We start from the raw sequence: 17,296 nt of genomic DNA, 5'->3' as shown, positions 1-17,296 counted from the left end.
TGGCGTCCAGCCGCGCGCATAGTGCTCTACTTCATGTCTTCTTCCAGTTCCTGGGCCATGGCCATCTGCAAGGCTCGCTCGATATAGGGCGGGATGACCACCCCGGCCCGGGCCAGGTTGTCACGCGCCGAAATCACGCGCGACAGCTCGATGCCCGCCTTGCGCCAGTAGGCGGCCGGGTCGTCCAGGAAGCCCTTCAGCACTGCCAGCGCCTCCGGGTAGGAACTCACCAGATGGCAGCAGTTGACCACCCACATGGGGCCGAGCGCGGGGATATGAACTCCGTTCACCTCGTGGGGCACGGAGATCTCCTGGAACTGCTCGATGGCCTTGCGCCACAGGTGCCCGCCGTCGCCCCCCATGCCCACGGGGTCCACGAACACGTAGGGCGCGGGCAGGCAGTGGCCGATCTTCATGAAGGTAAGCGCCATGTTGATCTCGTAGCAGGTGCCGTAGCCGCCTAGATTGAACACCTTGAACAGAGACCGGCGGTCCAGGATGTCCTGGCGGGTGTTCAGGGCTATGTTCACGAACTGCACCACGGCCTCGGGAGAGAAGTTGGTCTCCTGGCCGATGCGCTCGCCGTCGATGCCCACGCCGATGCGGTAGATGCCGTGGCGGGCCGCCGCGTCGTCCACGGCCTTCATCACGCCCGGCCCGCTGCCGTGGGCCACGGCCAGCCCCTTGCCCAGGCGCTCGTCTCCGGCCAGGGCCGCGAAGAAGTCCTCCAACTGGGCCAGCAGGATGGCCTTGGTCTCGTCCACGGCAGACCCGAAGAAGGCCACTGTGGTGTGCAGGCGGGTGATGCCTTCCTTGCCTTCGGCGGTCACCCAGAAGCCGCTGTAAAATTCGCGAATGTGACTGTGATCCTCGGAACCGAAAATCATGTAGAAGCGCATGCCCTCGCGCCACAGGCGGGCGATTTCCTCATAGGAGGACTGGTCCAGGTAATACTCGGGCTTCTCGCCGTTGCCCGCGCCGCGCATGTTGATGCTGCGGATGACGACCACGCCAACCCCGCTGCGCTTGAGAACGCGCAGGGCGTCCACCGGGGGCAGCGCGTCGGCCACGAACACCTTGGAGAGGCTCTGCTCGCCGCCCACGTACTTGAGGTCGTGCAGGAAGGTGCGGAAACGCTTGGGGATTTCCTCTTCGGCCAGGATGGCCTCGGCCACGTTGCCCCTGGCGCACTCGTACAGGAGCCCCCACTGGAATTCCGGTATCCAGCGCCCGTCCTCCTGCTCCCAGGGAATGTTCACGATGCGCCCGGGCATCATGATGCGCCCGTACAGGCCGCCGCGCCCCGGCGCTTGTGAAATTTCATCGAACAGGGCGTTGCAGGCGGAGGGATTGAATATGTCGGTGATCTCGGCGAAATCCACTCCGCGAGCCAGGATCGTGGTGGCCTTGCCGGGTTTCAAGACGCGCTGGGAGATGGCCGCCACGCGCTCGTCCGCCGGATAGAGCTTGATGCGCACCCGCAGGTCGCGGCAGTTGGCCGCGTCCTCGCCCTGGTTGTAGATTTCCGCCTGGCGCAGGGTGGCAATGCCGGTGGTGCGCACGCCGTCCAGCAGGCGCGAGGCCAGGTGGAACACGCCGGAGTGGCTCAGCTGGCGCGAGATGAAAGCGGTGAACGGCCCGATGGAGATGCGCACGGCGCTTACCATGAACTCCTTGGGCGCGATCTCCTTGGGCAGGCCCGAAGGAGCCGGCTGCTGGAAGGTGGACAGGCCGTGCTTGCCGCGCACGATCATCTCGGCGAAGTTGTTGGGGATGGAGATCAGGCGCTGGGACAGGATGTAGCGCACGTTCTCGAGCGGTATCTCCACCACGCCCTCGGGGCTTATGGTGTGGGTCTCGGGGAGCAGGAGCTCCTCGCGCTCCAGGGCGTCCAGCACCTCGTCTCGCGAGAGCGGCCTCCCCATGGGCACGAACAGCCTGCCGATGTCCACGGGAGCGCGCTGGGTGAGCAGCTGCAAGTCCGATAGGGATTCGGCCAGATGCTTGTTCAGCGCCGTGACCACCACGGGCAGTTCGATGAACTTCTGGGCGTCGGAGACCACCGGTTCGCCATCTCCCAGATGGATGTCGATGCCGATGCGCGAATGGCCGCTACGTCCGCTTATGTCCAGGTAGTTTTCCAGAGGACGGGATTCGTCCCTGGCCCGCCCGGCAATGTCTCGCACCAGTCCGCGCAGGGCGTCGGACACGTGCGTGAAGCGCATGACCCCGAAAAGCTGCGGCGCGGCGAGTTCCTGATTGAAATGGATGACGCTGGCCTCGACCAGCTGCCCGTCGCCGGTAACGAAGGGAGAGTGTTTCATGGAAAGCACAATATCCTTTGCATTACGATTCCAAGTCCGGCTCATTCTTTACGTGGATAAGCCCCCCCTGGCAACCGGGGGCGCGCCCAAAGCCCCGATCCACGCCCCCGGCACGGGAGGCTTCCCATTTTACCGTGCGTGTGTATATTGAACGAATGCTTTTCACCGTTTTTCGGAGGCTTTCATGGAAAAGACCAAATGTCTGATAGTTGGCGGGGGGCCTGCGGGGCTTTCCGCCGCCATTTATACGGCCAGGGCCGGCCTTGACACCCTGGTCCTGGGGTGCGCCCCCAAGATCGAGGGCGACTACGACATCGACAACTATTTCGGCTTCGAGACCACCATCTCCGGGCGCGACCTGATCGAGCGCGGACGCCGCCAGGCCGCGCGCTTCGGGGCGGACATCCGCTGCGAGAAGGTGCTGGGCATCCATCACGGCGACCTGGGCGGCTTCAAGATAAAAACCGACAAGGGCGAATACCAGGCCTGCGCGGTCATCCTGGCCACCGGCGTCAGCCGCACCAAACCCAAGATCCCCGGCATCGCGGATTACGAAGGCAAAGGTGTGTCCTACTGCGTGTCCTGCGACGGCTATTTCTACAAGGGGAAGCCCGTCGTGGTGCTGGGCGAAGGCGTGTTCGCCGCCAACCAGGCCCTGGAGCTCCTGAACTACACCCCCAACGTGAGCATCTGCACCCAGGGCAAGGCCCCCACAATCCCGGCGGAATTCCTGGCGCGCCTTGACGCGGCGGGCGTGTCCGTGACCACCGACACCATCACCGCTCTCTCCGGCCAGCCCGGCTTAAGCGCCGTGACCTTCGGCAGCACCGAAACCCGCGCCGTGGACGGGCTGTTCATCGCCATGGGCGAGGCGTCCTCCACCGACTTCGCCTACACTCTGGGCGTTGCCCGCAACGGCCAGTTCCTCTCGGTGGACAGCGAGATGAAGACCAATATCGAGGGCGTTTTCGCGGCAGGGGACTGCACCGGCGGCTTCCTCCAGATCGCGGTGGCAGTGGGCGAAGGCGCGCTGGCCGCCAAGTCGGCCATCAGCTGGCTCAAGGAAAAATGCCCGAAGGGATAATATTTCGCCCCATGTTCCTTGACAGGACTGCGCGCCAGGGACTATGAATCCTGTTTCAGACTTGAGTTGGGGGGCCTATAGCTCAGTTGGCAGAGCTTCCGGCTCATAACCGGGTGGTCCCAGGTTCGAATCCTGGTGGGCCCACCACTCCCTCGTAAGGATGCTTCGTTGACGAACGACGTGCGATACACCACTTTGGCGGACACCGCACACAACGCTTGCCGGAAGGCGCTTTCCTAGGGGTCCACCCGGAAAGCGCCTTCTTTTTTGACAAATGAACATACGCGAAATCTTTGGCCTCATCGAACAGGCCGCCCCGCCGCACATGGCCGCCTCCTGGGACCGTTGCGGCGTGCAGGTGGCCTCTGTCACCACCGCCGCCTCCAGGCTGGCCGTGGCCCTGGACCCAACCCCCAACATCCTGGCCGAGGCGCTCGAATGGGGCGCGCAGGTGGTGCTCACCCATCATCCGCTGGGCAAGACCCCTCGACTGCCGGACCGCGTCGACGCGCACCACGCGGCCCTCAAGCTGCTCCTGTCGCACGACGCCTGGCTCTTCGCGGCCCACACCTCCCTGGACTGCGCCCCTGGCGGCCCTGCCTCCTGGCTGGCCGACGAACTGGGCCTGATGCAGCGCGCCATCGTCGACCCGCAGGGCGACACGCCGCGCATCATGAGCATCTACAAGGAAGTGGCCACCGACGGCTTCAACGGCCTGGTCTTCCCGGACGAGCTCGACGTGGACCGCATGCATTTCGACCGCGACGCCCTGCGCCACGCCCCGCAGGCCTTCTCCTGTCCGGAGCCGCAGTGGCCCGCCATGCGAAAGATCCTGGCCGACTGCCCCGACGTGTCCTCCATGGCCGGAGCCATCCGCCTGAAGGAACCCGCCGAGCCCTACGGCTACGGCCTGATCGGCAGGCTCGCGCAGCCCCTGGGCTGGGATGAGTTCCTGAAGGCGCTGTGGAAGGCCGTGCCGCGCTCGTTCTTCACCATGATCGGCCAGCAGCCCGAGACCGTTCGCACCGTGGCCTACTGCACGGGGTCAGGCTCGTCCTGCGCGCCCCTGGCCTTCGCCAAGGGAGCCGACGTGTTCCTGACCGGCGACGTGACCCATCACCCGGCCCTGGATCTGGCCCCGCTGGGCCTGACCGTCGACGTGGGACACCGGGTGCTGGAGGAAGAGATGATGCGCCGGTTCGCGGATTCGCTTGCAGGACAGACAAAGGACCGGGACCTTGAGGTGCGCTTCTTCGCCAGCGCCGACCCCATGCGGGCGGTTATAAGGCCCTAGCGCCCGGATTTGATTCGTACCGGATTGCGCAGGCGCGCAATCCGTTGGAATATCGACAGTTTCGAAAGACGATTGACGGTCAAGGTCGGTTCCCTTCACGGCGGACTCCCGCCGACAGCGGGACAAAGCCATGAGGGCGCCGACGAACACACCCGGAGACGGCAATGTACCAGAAGCAGATCGAACAATTGGTGATGCTCCAGCTTATTGACGGCGAAATGATCGCCCTCAAGTCCGAGCTTGCAAACGCCCCCAAGGAAATCCAGGGCCTGGAAAAGAAATTCCAGGACACCGAAGCCGCCAAAGAGCAGGTCAGGGAAAAGCTCAACTACCTGACCGACCAGCTGAGGCGCCTTGAGACCGACCTGGCCGACGACAGCGTCCGCCTGAAGAAGTCCAAGAGCAAGATGATGATGGTTGGCAACTCCAAGGAATATCACGCCATGGTGCGCGAGATGGACTCCCTGGAGAAGCTCAACAGGTCGCGCGACGAGGAAAAGGCCGCTTTCGCCGAAGAGCTGGAGCGCCAGGCCGCAGCCGACCAGGAAGTGACCGCCCAGGCCGACGCCGTGCGCGTGGAGCTCGACGCCGCCCGCGCCGGACTGGCCGAGCGCATGACCGCCGCCGAGAAGCGCCTGGAAGTCCTGAACGGCCAGCGCCGCGAAGCCTGCAAGGTGCTGCCCCCGCCCATCCTGTCGCGCTACGAGTTCATCCGCTCGCGCCTGGCCAACCCGGTCATCGTGTCCGTGGACCTGGGCGTGTGCTCCGGCTGCAACATCTCCATTCCGCCGCAGGCCTACATCGAGCTGCAGAAGGGTCAGCAGATTCTCTCCTGCCCCAACTGCCAGCGCCTGATCTACTGGCAGCAGCACATCGCGCCTGCGCAGACGGAAGAGACCGCCGACGCCAAGGCCTAGTGCAGCCGCATTGCATCACACGGGCAATCCCGAGGACATGACTCTGGACGCCCGGGCCTTCGGGCCATAGTTTCATCGAGGGGAGTCGGACAGGCTGTCGCCGCAGGGAAACCTGGGGAGGAAAGTCCGGACTCCGCAGGGCAGGACGCTGGGTAACCCCCAGGGGGAGCGATCCCCGGAGCAGCGCCACAGAAAGCAGACCGCCCGCCGGTTTCAACCGGCAGGTAAGGGTGAAACGGTGGAGTAAGAGCCCACCAGTTGCCGTGGCGACACGGCAAGCTAGGCATACCCCGTTCGGAGCAAGACCAAATAGAGAAGCGCTTGAGGCTGGCCCGGCCGAAGCTTCCGGGTAGGTTGCTTGAGGCGGCGAGTAATCGCCGCCCTAGAGGAATGACAGCGCCAGGGCCGCAAGGCCCGGGTTACAGAATCCGGCTTATGGCCGACTCCCCTCTCGATATATCGCTCCCCGGCGCGCACGCTCCGGGGAGCTTTTTCTTTGCGCGGCGGGATTAGTCGCCGCAGGTGACAACCGCCCCGGATTGGGGCATCTTCCCGCTTCCGAAACAAGCACCTCAAACGATCGGACACCAATGAACGTCTGGACCATACTCCTGGCCGCCGGAAGCGGCTCGCGCATGGCCGCCGCAGGCCTCTCCACCCGCAAGCAGTTCCTGGACGCGGGCGGCGAGCCGGTCTTCTGGAAATCGGCCCGCGCCTTCGCGCGTACGGCTGGCGTGTCCGGCATGGTCTTCGTGCTGCCGCCCAGCGAGCATGACGCCATGGCCGAAACCATCGCCCGGCTTGACCGCGAAGCGCCGCTTGGCCTGGAGTGGACCACCGCCATAGGCGGAGAGCGCCGCCAGGATTCGCTGGAAAACGGCCTGGCCGCCCTGCCCGCCCTCTGCACCCACGTGCTGGTGCACGACGCCGCGCGCTGCTTCGTCACCCCGGCGGTCATCGTCCGGGTGATCGACGCCTTGCGTGCCGGGGCAAAGGCCGTCATCCCGGCAGTGGCCGTCAAGGACACCATCAAGGAAGTATCCGGCGGCGTGGTCTCGTCCACGCCGGACCGCTCGCGCCTCATGGCGGTGCAGACCCCGCAGGGCGTGGAGCTCCAGACACTGCGCCAGGGCTTCGAGGCGGCGCGCCGCGACAATCTCACCGTCACCGACGACGCGGGGCTGGCCGAGGCGCTGGGCCTGCCCGTGCATGTGGTGGAAGGCTCGGAGGACAACGTGAAGCTGACCACGCCCGAGGACCTGCGCCTGCTGGGCCGTACATCCCCCCAGATCGCCGTGCCCCGCGTGGGCTTCGGCTACGACGTGCACCGCTACGTCACCGCGAAGACGCCCGAATCGACTCCAGGCCGTCCCATGGTCCTTGGCTGCACGCCCATCCCAGGCGCGCCCCAGGTGATCGCCCACTCCGACGGCGACGTGCTCCTGCACGCCCTGGCCGACGCGCTGCTTGGCTGCCTGTGCCAGGGCGACATCGGCCAGCACTTCCCGGACACCGACCAGGCCTATGCGGGCGTGGCAAGCTCCATCCTGGTGAGCGAGGTTCTTGCGAAATTCGGCCCGGCAGGGCTCACGCTCACGCACGTGGACCTGACCATCGTGGCCCAGATTCCGCGCATCGGACCGCACCGCGACCACATCCGCCGCAATGTGGCCGGTCTTCTGGGCCTTGCGCAGGACCGGGTGAACGTGAAGGCCACCACCGAGGAGAAGCTCGGCTTCACCGGTGAGAAGCTGGGGATCAAGGCCTACGCCACGGCCACGGCCATCTCGCTCATGGACGCGGACGCCCTGCGGCCCTGCTCCTGACGCGCCAGAGCTTGGCCCGCCTTGACTTTTGGGCCGCGCTCTGCAACGGATTTTGCCCCGAAACGACTTCCTCCAAGCAGACTTCAAGGACCAAGCATGCAGCTCTACAATACCATCACGCGCTCCAAGGAACTCTTCGTCCCCGTCACCGCAGGCCGGGTGAACATGTATGTCTGCGGCATCACCGCCTACGACTACTGCCACATCGGGCACGCCCGCTCCGCCGTGGTGTTCGACGTGATGGTCCGCTACCTGCGCTCCCAGGGTCTGGAAGTCCGCTTCGCCCGCAACTTCACCGACGTGGACGACAAGATAATAAAGCGCGCCCAGCAGGAGCAGTCCACCTCCGAGGCAGTGTCCGAGAAGTACATCAACGCCTTCTACGAAGACATGGACCGCCTGAACATCCTGCGCGCCGACCTGGAGCCCAAGGCCACCGAGTACATCGGCGAGATGGTCCGGCTGGCCAAGCACCTGATCGACACAGGCTACGCCTACGCCACCCCGTCCGGCGACGTGTATTTCCGCGTGCGCGCCTTCAAGCCCTACGGCAAGCTCTCCGGGCGCAACCTCGAGGAGCTTCAGGCCGGAGCGCGCGTGGCCCCCGGCGAAGAGAAGGAAGACCCGCTGGATTTCGCCCTGTGGAAGTCCGCCAAGCCCGGCGAACCCACCTGGGACAGCCCCTGGGGACCGGGCCGCCCCGGCTGGCATCTCGAATGCTCGGCCATGAGCGAGGACCTGCTGGGCCTGCCCCTGGACATCCACGGCGGCGGCCAGGACCTCATCTTCCCCCACCACGAGAACGAAATCGCCCAGACCGAGGCCGCCGCTGGCAAGGAGTTCTCCAACTTCTGGGTGCACAACGGCTTCGTGCAGATCGACTCCGAGAAGATGTCCAAGTCGCTCGGCAACTTCGTGACCATCCGCGACATCTTCGGCTACTGCCTGCCCGAGGTGCTGCGCTTCTTCCTGGTGACCGCCCACTACCGCTCGCCCCTGGACTACTCCACCGAGGCCCTGGACGAGGCCGAGAAGGGAATCAAGCGCATCTATTCCGCGCTGGCCCAAATGGAGGAAGTGCTGGCCGGGACCAAGTGGGCCGCAACGCCCGCCCCCAAGGAACTCGAGGACGAGCTGTCGCTCCTGGAGGCCGGGTTCGTCCAGGCCATGGAGGACGACCTGAACACCGCCGCCGCACTGGGCCATCTGTTCGGCATGGTGCGCCTGGCCGGGCGCATTATGGAAGACAAGACCCTGCGCAAGAGCCAGGGCGGCAAGGCCATCCTGGAACGCATCAAGGCTGACGTCGCGGGCTATGCCAAAATCCTGGGAGTGCTGGATTCCAACCCGGCCACCTTCCTGATCGACCTGCGCGACAGCAAGGCCAGGCGCAAGGGCATCGAGGCCGCCGCCGTGGAAGCGCTGCTGGCCGCGCGCAAGGACGCCCGCGCCAACAAGGATTTCGCTGCCTCCGACCGCATCCGGGACGAGCTTGCCGCCATGGGGGTGGATGTGAAGGATACCCCTGCCGGGGCAGTGTGGGACGTGGCCTAGCGCACGTCCACGTAGGCCACGCCGCAGGTGATGCCGGATTCACCCGCCAGGATGGCCTCGAACACCGTGAGTCCCGCCGGGTAGGACGCCGACCAGCCCTTAGGCGAATAGACCAGGAACTGCGCGTCGCTGAAAGTGAAGCTCTTGTCCGCCAGATCCACCGAGAAAATCATGCGCAGGAACATCCGCGCGGCCTTCACTTCCCCGCCGTCCCCACGCCTGGGGCAGGCCTGGATCTCCGGCAGGTCCATGCGGTATTCGCCGGTGGCCAGCACGCGGGTCACGCCTTGGGCGTCCACGTACTGCTCCCAGGTGACTTCCTTGAAGCCTGCATAGCTCTTGATGGCCAGCCCCACCGGGGCCGTGGGGTTCATGGGCACCGTGCCGTTCTGGACCAGCTCCACGCCCGGCTGGCCGCAGGCCGACAGAAGCAGGCACACCGACAGCACCGCCCACGTCAGGCAACGCGCGCATGCTGGGGCTTCGCCCCAGACCCCACCAGGGCTCCGCCCTGGACCCGCCAGGGGGATGATCCCCCTGGACCCTGCAATAGGCTTCGCGTCGTTCATCCGCTTTCTCCCAAGTTGCCCGGCACGTGACAAATATGCTGGGAAGTGCCCGCTCTGACCGCAAGGCATCTGCGTCCCTGCCTGAGCCTTGATGTCTTTCGTCCGGTTTCTGCCAAACTGCCCGGCCCGTCGCGAAGCTACTTAAAAGTTTTTGAAGGAGAGTCCAGAGAGGAAAACTTTTTCCAAAAAGTTTCCTCTCTGGCCGCCGGAGGCATCCCCCTCTTTTCTTACTCTTCTCTTCCCGCCACAAACAGCGCATCCGCGGCGATTACGGTGCCGTCCTTGTCGAACCAGGGACCATACAGCCCGTCCAGCCTGAACCCCCGCTCTTCCATCCAGCTTATCACGTCGCCACCGGCAGGTTGTCCCTCGTAGAGATTGGCGAAGGACACCTCACAGAGGACGGCGGCAACACCCCGCAACAGGGCCTCGGCCCCGCGCAACGCCTCAAGCTCGAAACCTTGCAGATCGAGCTTGATGATGTCGGGCGATGCGGCCAGTTCGCAGTCCAGACAGACGACGTCCACCAGCACGGTCTGGGCCACGTCCATGGGCTTTCCCGCGTGCTTGTCGCGGATCCCGGTTGGCGCAAGAAACGACGAACAGGTGGCGCTTTCCAGCACGTTCAGGCAGAGGCGGTCCTGACAACTGCCCAAGGCCGCAGCGCGGACGCTCACGCGGTGATCCTCGGCGAAACGCTTGTGAAGCTTGCGGGCCAGACGCGGCATAGGCTCGTACGCTGCCACGTGCGCCTGCGGGTAAAGGTCCAGAAAACGCGCCACGGTGCGCCCCTTGTTGGCTCCGCCGTCGATGATCCGGCGTGCGTCGGGCACTATGTGCAGCAACCTGGCGAAAGGGTCCTGACGCGAGTTTATAGGCAAGTGCGCTTTGATCATGGGGTTTGTATGGCATGAAACGAAAAAGTGTGAAACAGTGCATTGACATTGAGAATCGTTTTCAATAAACACTCCTCACGCCATGTGGAACAAGTCGGGGCCGGAGTCCATGGGTGGTGTCCGGCCCCGACTCTCCGCAAAAAACCGTGGAGGTGCGTATGACCACGAAATCCAGCATCGGTTCCAAAGCCCGACCCAGCGAGATGTTCTCGACCCTGGTGCGCTCGCGCGCAGTGACCGCGCCAGCCCGGCACAAGTCGGACGGATGCGGCTGCGGGAGCAATTGCAGCTCCCTCGGTGGTCCTGGGTGCGGGTCCAGCTCGTGCGGATGCCGGGCCAAGACCATGACGCGCCTGAACCGACAGGGAATGGACGCCTGCCAGCACGGCGATTTTGATGTGGCGAACCGGCTGCTCTCCGAGGGGATAGGCCTCGCCCGCAGCGCCGGAGTATCCATGTACGAAGCGAAGCTGCGCAACAACCTGGGGCTGGTGCATCTGTTGGCGTCCAGACCGGACGCGGCCGCCCAGGAATTCGGGCAGGCGCTGGCGCTGGTGGAAGGCAAGCTCGGCAGGGAAAATACGCTGTACCGGCGCATCGAGGGGAACCTCAGCCGGGTGGGCTCGCTCTGAGCCTGAGCGTCGCTCGAAAGACCAAAATGTGAAGTGCGGCGGTTTTACCGGAAGCGCAATTCCGGGGGACTCGCAGGCAGAGCCTTCAGCGCTGGCTCTTGAAGCCGGTCGGGCCGTGCTCGCCGCGCGGGACGCTCATGGTGTAGAACCCCTTGCCGTCGCGCTGTTCAAAGGCCAGCGCGCCGCCCATGGTGCGCAGCAGCCGATAGCAGAACGGCAGCCCTATGGTGTCCCCCCCTTCGTCAAAGGGCAGAAACACCTTTTCCACGTCTTCCACCGGCGCGGCCTGATCCCCGCCGATCTCCAGATGCAGGAACTGCTCGCTCACGAAAGCCCGTATCCACATGCGGCCCTGCGGCGCCAACGTGGTGAGGGTGGAACGGATGAGGTTTATGACCACCTGGGTCAACAGGTCAGGGTCTTCCTCCACGGCGGTGATGTCCGGCTCCACATCCAATGAGGGGCTCACTCCGTTGGCGTCCAGTTCCGGCGAGAGCAATTCCAGGCAGTCGCGCACCACGTCCGAGAGCAGGATGGCGGTCCGGTGCAGTCGCACGGGGCTCAGGTAGTCCCGGATACGGTCCAGGATGCGCTCCAGGCGTTGTGCCTCCCCGAGAATGATCTCGGCTTCAGCCAAACCCGGAGACTTTTTCAGGAGCCTGCGCGCGAACCCCCCGATGGACATGAGCGGGTTGCGTATCTCATGAGCCACTTCGGCGGAGATCGCTCCCAGCGTCTTCACCTTCTCCTTCTGCACCAGATACTTTTCCAGCATCAGCCGATCGGTTATGTCCAGGATGATTCCTTCCACCACGGGACGGCCGTACCCTGCGTCGCAACTGCCCAAAGGCACGGACTTCAGGATGCCGTGGACTACGCGCCCGGTCCTGTGAAGCAGGCGGCAGGTTTTGGAAAACGTGAGGGTGCAGTCGTCCAGGCTGCCCTGGAGCACCTGACGGACGCGGTCCCGGTCGTCGGGGTGGATGCGTTCCAGCAGCCAGCCGGGCGACTCCAGGGCCTCCTCGCGGGAGAAACCGAGCATGCTCTGGCTGGCACGGTTCACGAACTGAAGGTTGAGGTTCTCATCCAGGCTGAAGATCACCAGCGGTATGTTCTGGACCAGATTGGTATAGCGCGCCTCGGCCTGCCGGATCTTCAAGGCCATATCCCGGCGTTCGAAGATCACTGATACCGCGTGTTCCAGCAGCTCGAAGCTCTCGATGGGCTTGGTGATGTAATCCCAGGCTCCCAGGCGGAAGGCGCGGATGGCGTCCTGCAGGTCCGCCCTGCCGGAGACAACGATGACGGGTGTGTCGTCTCCGAGCCTCTTCTTTTCATCCAGGAAGGCAAGGCCGTCCATGACCGGCATGCGAAGGTCCAGAAGGACGAGGTCGGGCTTGTGTTGCGCGAGCTTTTCCAATCCCTCCACGCCGCTTGAGGCCTGTATGGGTGTGTACCCTGTGTCCTCGATCCAGGCGGCTATGGTGGCCCGCACGGAAATGTCGTCGTCCACGGTGAGTATGCATTTGGCAGCAGGGAGCGTTTCGGCCATGTGAGTTCCTGAAATGGTTTACAGGCTTATCCGTATCTTTGTCCCAAACCAGCGGGCATGGCAAGCTGGTAAACGACAAAAGTTCCTGCTCCAGGATGGCCTGTTTCTGCACCCACCTGGACGAAACCGCTCCAATTGAAAAAATTTGCATATTTTGTAAAAAAATATCCACACGAAACCAAGGGCCACTTGCCAAAAAAAACATACTAATTTAAGCAATTAACAGCCAAATCTCACCATGCTGACATTTTTGAACCGCTTATCCTGAAAATGTCTGATTCCACAAAAAACTTGCAAAAGTGTAAAAACGTCGTTAATTCTCTAGCCGTGCCGCCCAAGCCGGACAGAGCAGGCAGGAAACTCCCGGTTACAACAAAGGCAGGCACGAGGCTTCCGGCAGGGGAGTCCTGCCGGAAGCCAGCATCGAAAACAGGAGGGTTATCTGATGAACGCGGCGGACACAGCTTTCATTCTCATCTCGGCTGCCCTGGTATTGCTCATGACTCCCGGGCTTGGTCTTTTCTACGGCGGCATGGTCCGCTCCAAAAACGTCCTGGCCACCCTGATGCACAGCTATGTGCTCATCGGCCTGATCTCCATCGAGTGGGCCATCCTCGGCTACACCATGGCCTTCGGGTCCGACATCGGCGGCATCGTGGGCGGCCTGGACTACCTCAACCTGGCGGGCATGGATAAGCCCAACGACCTCGCCAAGACCGTGCCCCACCTGGCCTTCATGGCCTTCCAGATGATGTTCGCAGTCATCACCCCGGCACTCATTTCCGGCGCCTTCGCGGAACGCATCCGCTTCAGCGCCTTCCTTCTTTTCAGCCTGATCTGGGCCATCTGCATCTACAACCCCCTTGCCCACTGGGTGTGGGGCGGCGGCTGGCTGGCCGGCCTTGGCGCGCTCGACTTCGCCGGCGGCGCGGTCGTCCACATGAGCTCCGGCGCTTCCGCCCTGGCCTTCTGCCTCTTCCTGGGCAAGCGCAAGAACTACGGCCGCGAGCCCTTCATCCCTCATAACCTGCCGATGACCATCCTCGGCGCCGGTATCCTGTGGTTCGGCTGGTTCGGCTTCAACGCAGGCAGCGCGCTGTCCGCTGGCGATCTGGCCGCCTCGGCCTTCGTCACCACCCACCTGGCCGCCGCCGCCGCTTCCCTCTCCTGGATCTTCGCGGAGTGGATGCATCGCGGCAAGCCCACCACCCTGGGCCTGGCCTCCGGCGCGGTCGCCGGTCTGGTCGCCATCACCCCGGCCGCTGGTTTCGTCACCCCCATGGCCTCCATCATCATCGGTCTGGTCGGCGGCCTGGTGTGCTATTTGGGTGTTAACATGAAGCACATCTTCAAGTATGATGACGCCCTGGACGTTGTGGGCGTGCACGGCCTGGGCGGCACCTGGGGCGCGCTGGCCACCGGCCTGTTCGCCACCAAGGCCGTGAACGAGGTCGGCAACGACGGCCTGCTTTACGGCAACCCCGATCTGCTCTGGAGCCAGTTCATCTCCGTGGTGGCCACCTGGGTGTTCTGCTTCGTGGGCACGCTCGTCATCCTGTACATCGTGAACGCGATCATCAAGGTCCGCGTCAACGAGGAAGACGAGAACAAGGGTCTGGACGTCAGCCAGCACGGCGAAACCGGCTATCAGAACTAAGGAGTCTAACCCATGCGCAAGATTGAAATCATTACCCGGCCCTACAAGCTGGAAGACATCAAGAAGGCCCTCACCGATGCGGGCGTCAAGGGCATGACCGTCTCCGAGGTCAAAGGCTTTGGCCGCCAGCGCGGACACAAGGAAATCTACCGCGGCGCTGAGTACCAGGTGGACTTCGTCCCCAAGATCAAGATCGAGCTGGTCATCGACGCAGCCATCGTGCCCACGGTCCTCAAGGCCATCGAAGGAGCGGCTCGCACCGGCGAGGTAGGCGACGGCAAGATCTTCATCACCCCGGTGGAGGAAGTCGTGCGCATCCGCACCGGCGAAACCGGCAAGGACGCCATCTAACCCGACTCACACGGAGGGGCCGCGCTGCGGCCCCTCCTTTTTCATGGCACGCCCCACCTCAAAAGCAGTCCGCAGCCTGGACAGAAAACGCCGGAAGCTCCTGGAAGCCCCCGGCGTCGGTTTTTGTCAAAAACACGCAATTGCCTTCGACGACTATTTCCGAAACCGCCTGACGGAACTCCCCCCCAGCACGATCCCTTTCGCCGTCGTGGCCGTAGGCGGCTACGGGCGCTCCGAACTGTGTCCACGCTCGGACATAGACGTGCTGCTGCTTTACGGGCGTTCAGTCCCCGAGGAAGCCAAGGAACTGGCCAAGGCTGTGTTCTTCCCGCTGTGGGACCTGGGGGCCGACCTGGGACATGGAGTACGCTCAACCGACGAATGCCTGGAACTTGCCGCCACGGACTGGCAGGTATTCGCCTCCCTGATCGACACGCGTTTTCTGGCCGGAGACCGGCAAATATTCGACGATTTCGTCAAACGTCGCGACAAAAAGCTCCTGCCCGGACGCGCAACGGACTTCAAGACCTGGCTGGAAGGGCAGAACAGAAGCCGCGCATCCCGCTACGGCGACGCGTCGGGGATGCTTGAGCCCAATCTCAAGGAAGCCCTGGGCGGCCTTCGCGACGTGCATCAGGTACGCTGGTTGGACACGCTCTCGCGCCTGAGCGGCGCAGGGCTCCCCGCCGAATGGCTCGCCGTCCTGGAAGGACATCTGGAATTTCTGCTCGTGGTGCGCAACCACCTCCACGTGGTGCTGAACCGCAAGGACGACCATCTGAGCCTGGACGCCCAGCGCGAACTGGCCCGCCGCCTGGGTTTCGAGGCAGCCGGAGCCATCCGCGGCGTCGAGGCCTTCCTGACAGAACTGCACCGCATCATGGCCGAGATCCGCACCCTGCACCGCGCCCTCTGGCCGCTGCTTGGCAACGCCGTCCCCCCTGCCCCCGCGCCAGCCAAGCCGCTGGGCGCAAACGTTGTGCTCACCCGAGACGGCCTGGACTTCACCGAAGGGCTCAGTTCGGTCAGCCCCGGCGACGTCCTGGACATTTTCGGCCACTCCCTGCGCCTGGGAGAGCCGCTCTCGCTTTCCGCGCGGCGTGGCATAGAGGCCGCCATCCCCGAGATCGCCAGCTTCGCGGCCACCGCCGAGGGCGGCGAGCGGGCCTTCGCGCTGCTGCGCAAGGCGCTCCTGGAACCCGGCGGCGACGCGGCACTCACCGACATGCTGGAGACCGGTGTGCTCGGGGCGCTGGTCCCCGAATTCGGGCGTGTGCAGCACATGGTGCAGTACGACGTGTTCCACATCCATCCGGTAGGCCGACACACCCTGGAGACCATCCTCGAACTCAAGAAGGCCGCGCTGCCGGAGCATCCCTGGCATCACGTCTACGCCCGGCTGCCACACCCCGAGCGCCTTTTCCTGGGGGCGCTCTTCCACGACATCGGCAAGGGCCTGGGCGGCGCGCACTCCGAGAAGGGCGTGGACCTGACCCGCGAGGCCCTGTCCCGCTTCGGCCTGGACGAGGACGCCCTCTCCGACGTGAGCTTTTTGGTGCTGCGCCATCTGCTGCTGGCCGACACCGCCATGCGCCGCGACATCTCCGACCGCGACGTGCTGGCCGCCACGGCCCAGCGCGTCTCCACGCCCGAGCGCCTGGACATGCTGCTGCTCCTGACCATGGCCGACTCCCAGGCCACCGGCCCCTCCGCCTGGAACGACTGGAAGGCCAGCCTCATCGGCGGCCTGCACGCGCGGGTGTTCTCCATGCTGGAGGGAGGCTCCCTGTTTGACGCTGGAGACGCCCAGGCCATGCTGCACCTTCGCGACGACCTGTACGCCAAGGCCAAGGACCTCTTCTCTGCGGAACGGCTGGAAGCCTGCCTGGACGCCATGCCTCCCCGCTACCTGCTCTCCCGCTCCGCCACCGACATTCTTGGCGACCTGCATCTGCTGGCCCGACTGGACGAAGCCCTGGAAGAGGACTCGCGCATGCGCCCCGCCAGCAAGGCCGGGATCGGAGTGGCCATCATCGAGGCCACCCCCTCCCCCGCAGGCGACGGCTGGAGCGTTACGCTCGCAGCGAGGCACCAGCCCGGGCTCTTCGCCACCATGGCCGGGGTGCTGGCCCTGCACGGCATCAACATCCGTTCCGCCGATTTCTTCCTCTGGAGCGACGCAACCGAGCTCCACACCTACCAGACCGCCAATCCGCCGGACAACCTCTTCCCGGACGAACTCTGGGCCAGGGTGCGCCGCGCGCTGCGCTACGCCCTCACCGGCAAGCTCTCGCTGGACTACCGCATCCAGGAGAAGCGCGCCTCCCCCCTGACGCCGCGCCCGCCCGACATGGGCATCCGGCCCAGCGTCGGCGTGGACAATGACTCATCCGAGTACTTCACCCGCCTGGAAGTCAAAGCCTCCGATCGGCTGGGAAGGCTCTACGACATCGCCGTGGCCCTGGATTCATTGGAGCTTGACGTGCACATGGCCAAGATCGACACCCACGGGCTGGAGGTCTACGACGTGTTCTACGTGCGCGCCCAGAAAGGCCGCAAAGTCACAGACTCCCAGCGCATCGACGAAATCACGCACATTCTCCTGGCCGGTCTGGCCTGAGGTGGACTTTTCCTCTCCTG

At 64.4% G+C, this 17,296-nt stretch carries 13 protein-coding genes, 1 tRNA gene and 1 other RNA gene; 11 read left to right on the top strand and 4 right to left on the bottom strand.

Translation table 11 applies throughout. The annotated features are described in order from the left end of the window. Positions 1 to 26: 26 nt before the first annotated feature. Complete coding sequence (locus G453_RS0115730; RefSeq protein ID WP_027191826.1) at positions 27 to 2,324, bottom strand: hypothetical protein; 2,298 nt, start codon at positions 2,322 to 2,324, stop codon at positions 27 to 29. A 184-nt stretch (positions 2,325 to 2,508) separates the two neighbouring features. On the opposite strand from G453_RS0115730, the gene G453_RS0115725 reads away from it, so the two are divergent. The 7 genes from G453_RS0115725 (at position 2,509) to cysS (ending at position 8,999) form a co-directional block, all read left to right on the top strand. After that, on the top strand, positions 2,509 to 3,408 hold the full coding sequence (locus G453_RS0115725; RefSeq protein ID WP_027191825.1) for an NAD(P)/FAD-dependent oxidoreductase: 900 nt from the start codon (positions 2,509 to 2,511) through the stop codon (positions 3,406 to 3,408). A gap of 71 nt (positions 3,409 to 3,479) precedes the next feature. Then, positions 3,480 to 3,555, top strand: a tRNA-Ile gene (locus G453_RS0115720). A 127-nt stretch (positions 3,556 to 3,682) separates the two neighbouring features. After that, positions 3,683 to 4,702, top strand: coding sequence for a Nif3-like dinuclear metal center hexameric protein (locus tag G453_RS0115715; RefSeq protein ID WP_027191824.1), 1,020 nt, complete (start codon positions 3,683 to 3,685; stop codon positions 4,700 to 4,702). A gap of 164 nt (positions 4,703 to 4,866) precedes the next feature. After that, entirely contained in the window at positions 4,867 to 5,619 is a 753-nt protein-coding gene (locus G453_RS0115710; protein ID WP_027191823.1) for a zinc ribbon domain-containing protein, read from the top strand. Between the two features lie 81 nt (positions 5,620 to 5,700). Further along, positions 5,701 to 6,070: RNase P RNA component class A (gene rnpB / locus G453_RS26575), an RNA gene on the top strand. 139 nt (positions 6,071 to 6,209) lie between these two features. Then, positions 6,210 to 7,445, top strand: coding sequence for a 2-C-methyl-D-erythritol 4-phosphate cytidylyltransferase (gene ispD / locus G453_RS24515; RefSeq protein ID WP_051272504.1), 1,236 nt, complete (start codon positions 6,210 to 6,212; stop codon positions 7,443 to 7,445). A 96-nt stretch (positions 7,446 to 7,541) separates the two neighbouring features. Further along, a complete protein-coding gene (gene cysS, locus G453_RS0115700) occupies positions 7,542 to 8,999 on the top strand; it encodes a cysteine--tRNA ligase (protein ID WP_027191822.1) in 1,458 nt (485 codons plus the stop codon). Here cysS and G453_RS0115695 read toward each other — a convergent pair. Both G453_RS0115695 and G453_RS0115690 read right to left on the bottom strand, forming a co-directional pair. Next, on the bottom strand, positions 8,996 to 9,568 hold the full coding sequence (locus G453_RS0115695; RefSeq protein ID WP_156920971.1) for a hypothetical protein: 573 nt from the start codon (positions 9,566 to 9,568) through the stop codon (positions 8,996 to 8,998). The genes cysS and G453_RS0115695 overlap by 4 nt on opposite strands. A 227-nt stretch (positions 9,569 to 9,795) precedes the next feature. Further along, positions 9,796 to 10,401, bottom strand: a complete 606-nt coding sequence (locus tag G453_RS0115690; RefSeq protein ID WP_235731777.1) for an FkbM family methyltransferase — start codon at positions 10,399 to 10,401, stop codon at positions 9,796 to 9,798. A 221-nt stretch (positions 10,402 to 10,622) separates the two neighbouring features. On the opposite strand from G453_RS0115690, the gene G453_RS26545 reads away from it, so the two are divergent. Continuing rightward, on the top strand, positions 10,623 to 11,096 hold the full coding sequence (locus G453_RS26545; RefSeq protein WP_051272503.1) for a tetratricopeptide repeat protein: 474 nt from the start codon (positions 10,623 to 10,625) through the stop codon (positions 11,094 to 11,096). 85 nt (positions 11,097 to 11,181) lie between these two features. On the opposite strand, the gene G453_RS24510 is transcribed toward G453_RS26545, so the two are convergent. Beyond that, complete coding sequence (locus tag G453_RS24510; RefSeq protein WP_051272502.1) at positions 11,182 to 12,648, bottom strand: response regulator; 1,467 nt, start codon at positions 12,646 to 12,648, stop codon at positions 11,182 to 11,184. Positions 12,649 to 13,093: 445 nt separating this feature from the next. Here G453_RS24510 and G453_RS0115675 point away from each other — a divergent pair, with 445 nt between their 5' ends. The 3 genes from G453_RS0115675 to glnD are packed head-to-tail and all read left to right on the top strand — an operon-like array spanning position 13,094 to position 17,276. Further along, entirely contained in the window at positions 13,094 to 14,305 is a 1,212-nt protein-coding gene (locus tag G453_RS0115675; RefSeq protein ID WP_027191818.1) for an ammonium transporter, read from the top strand. Between the two features lie 12 nt (positions 14,306 to 14,317). Next, on the top strand, positions 14,318 to 14,656 hold the full coding sequence (locus G453_RS0115670) for a P-II family nitrogen regulator (protein WP_027191817.1): 339 nt from the start codon (positions 14,318 to 14,320) through the stop codon (positions 14,654 to 14,656). Positions 14,657 to 14,699: 43 nt separating this feature from the next. Continuing rightward, positions 14,700 to 17,276, top strand: a complete 2,577-nt coding sequence (glnD, locus tag G453_RS24505; RefSeq protein ID WP_043646057.1) for a [protein-PII] uridylyltransferase — start codon at positions 14,700 to 14,702, stop codon at positions 17,274 to 17,276. Positions 17,277 to 17,296 lie beyond the last annotated feature (20 nt).

The organism is Fundidesulfovibrio putealis DSM 16056 (assembly GCF_000429325.1).
Taxonomy (GTDB): Bacteria; Desulfobacterota; Desulfovibrionia; order Desulfovibrionales; family Desulfovibrionaceae; genus Fundidesulfovibrio; species Fundidesulfovibrio putealis.
Note: the sequence above shows the minus strand (reverse complement) of the source record. Positions and strands in the feature narration are given on the sequence as shown.

Excerpts from the sequence above, each read along its gene's own strand:
- glnD (WP_043646057.1), top strand. The coding sequence starts at position 14,700 with ATGGCACGCCCCACCTCAAAAGCAGTCCGCAGCCTGGACAGAAAACGC.
- cysS (WP_027191822.1), top strand. The coding sequence starts at position 7,542 with ATGCAGCTCTACAATACCATCACGCGCTCCAAGGAACTCTTCGTCCCC.
- G453_RS0115730 (WP_027191826.1), bottom strand. The coding sequence starts at position 2,324 with ATGAAACACTCTCCCTTCGTTACCGGCGACGGGCAGCTGGTCGAGGCC.
- G453_RS0115715 (WP_027191824.1), top strand. The coding sequence starts at position 3,683 with ATGAACATACGCGAAATCTTTGGCCTCATCGAACAGGCCGCCCCGCCG.
- G453_RS0115710 (WP_027191823.1), top strand. The coding sequence starts at position 4,867 with ATGTACCAGAAGCAGATCGAACAATTGGTGATGCTCCAGCTTATTGAC.
- G453_RS0115675 (WP_027191818.1), top strand. The coding sequence starts at position 13,094 with ATGAACGCGGCGGACACAGCTTTCATTCTCATCTCGGCTGCCCTGGTA.
- G453_RS0115725 (WP_027191825.1), top strand. The coding sequence starts at position 2,509 with ATGGAAAAGACCAAATGTCTGATAGTTGGCGGGGGGCCTGCGGGGCTT.
- ispD (WP_051272504.1), top strand. The coding sequence starts at position 6,210 with ATGAACGTCTGGACCATACTCCTGGCCGCCGGAAGCGGCTCGCGCATG.
- G453_RS26545 (WP_051272503.1), top strand. The coding sequence starts at position 10,623 with ATGACCACGAAATCCAGCATCGGTTCCAAAGCCCGACCCAGCGAGATG.
- G453_RS0115695 (WP_156920971.1), bottom strand. The coding sequence starts at position 9,568 with ATGAACGACGCGAAGCCTATTGCAGGGTCCAGGGGGATCATCCCCCTG.
- G453_RS0115670 (WP_027191817.1), top strand. The coding sequence starts at position 14,318 with ATGCGCAAGATTGAAATCATTACCCGGCCCTACAAGCTGGAAGACATC.
- G453_RS24510 (WP_051272502.1), bottom strand. The coding sequence starts at position 12,648 with ATGGCCGAAACGCTCCCTGCTGCCAAATGCATACTCACCGTGGACGAC.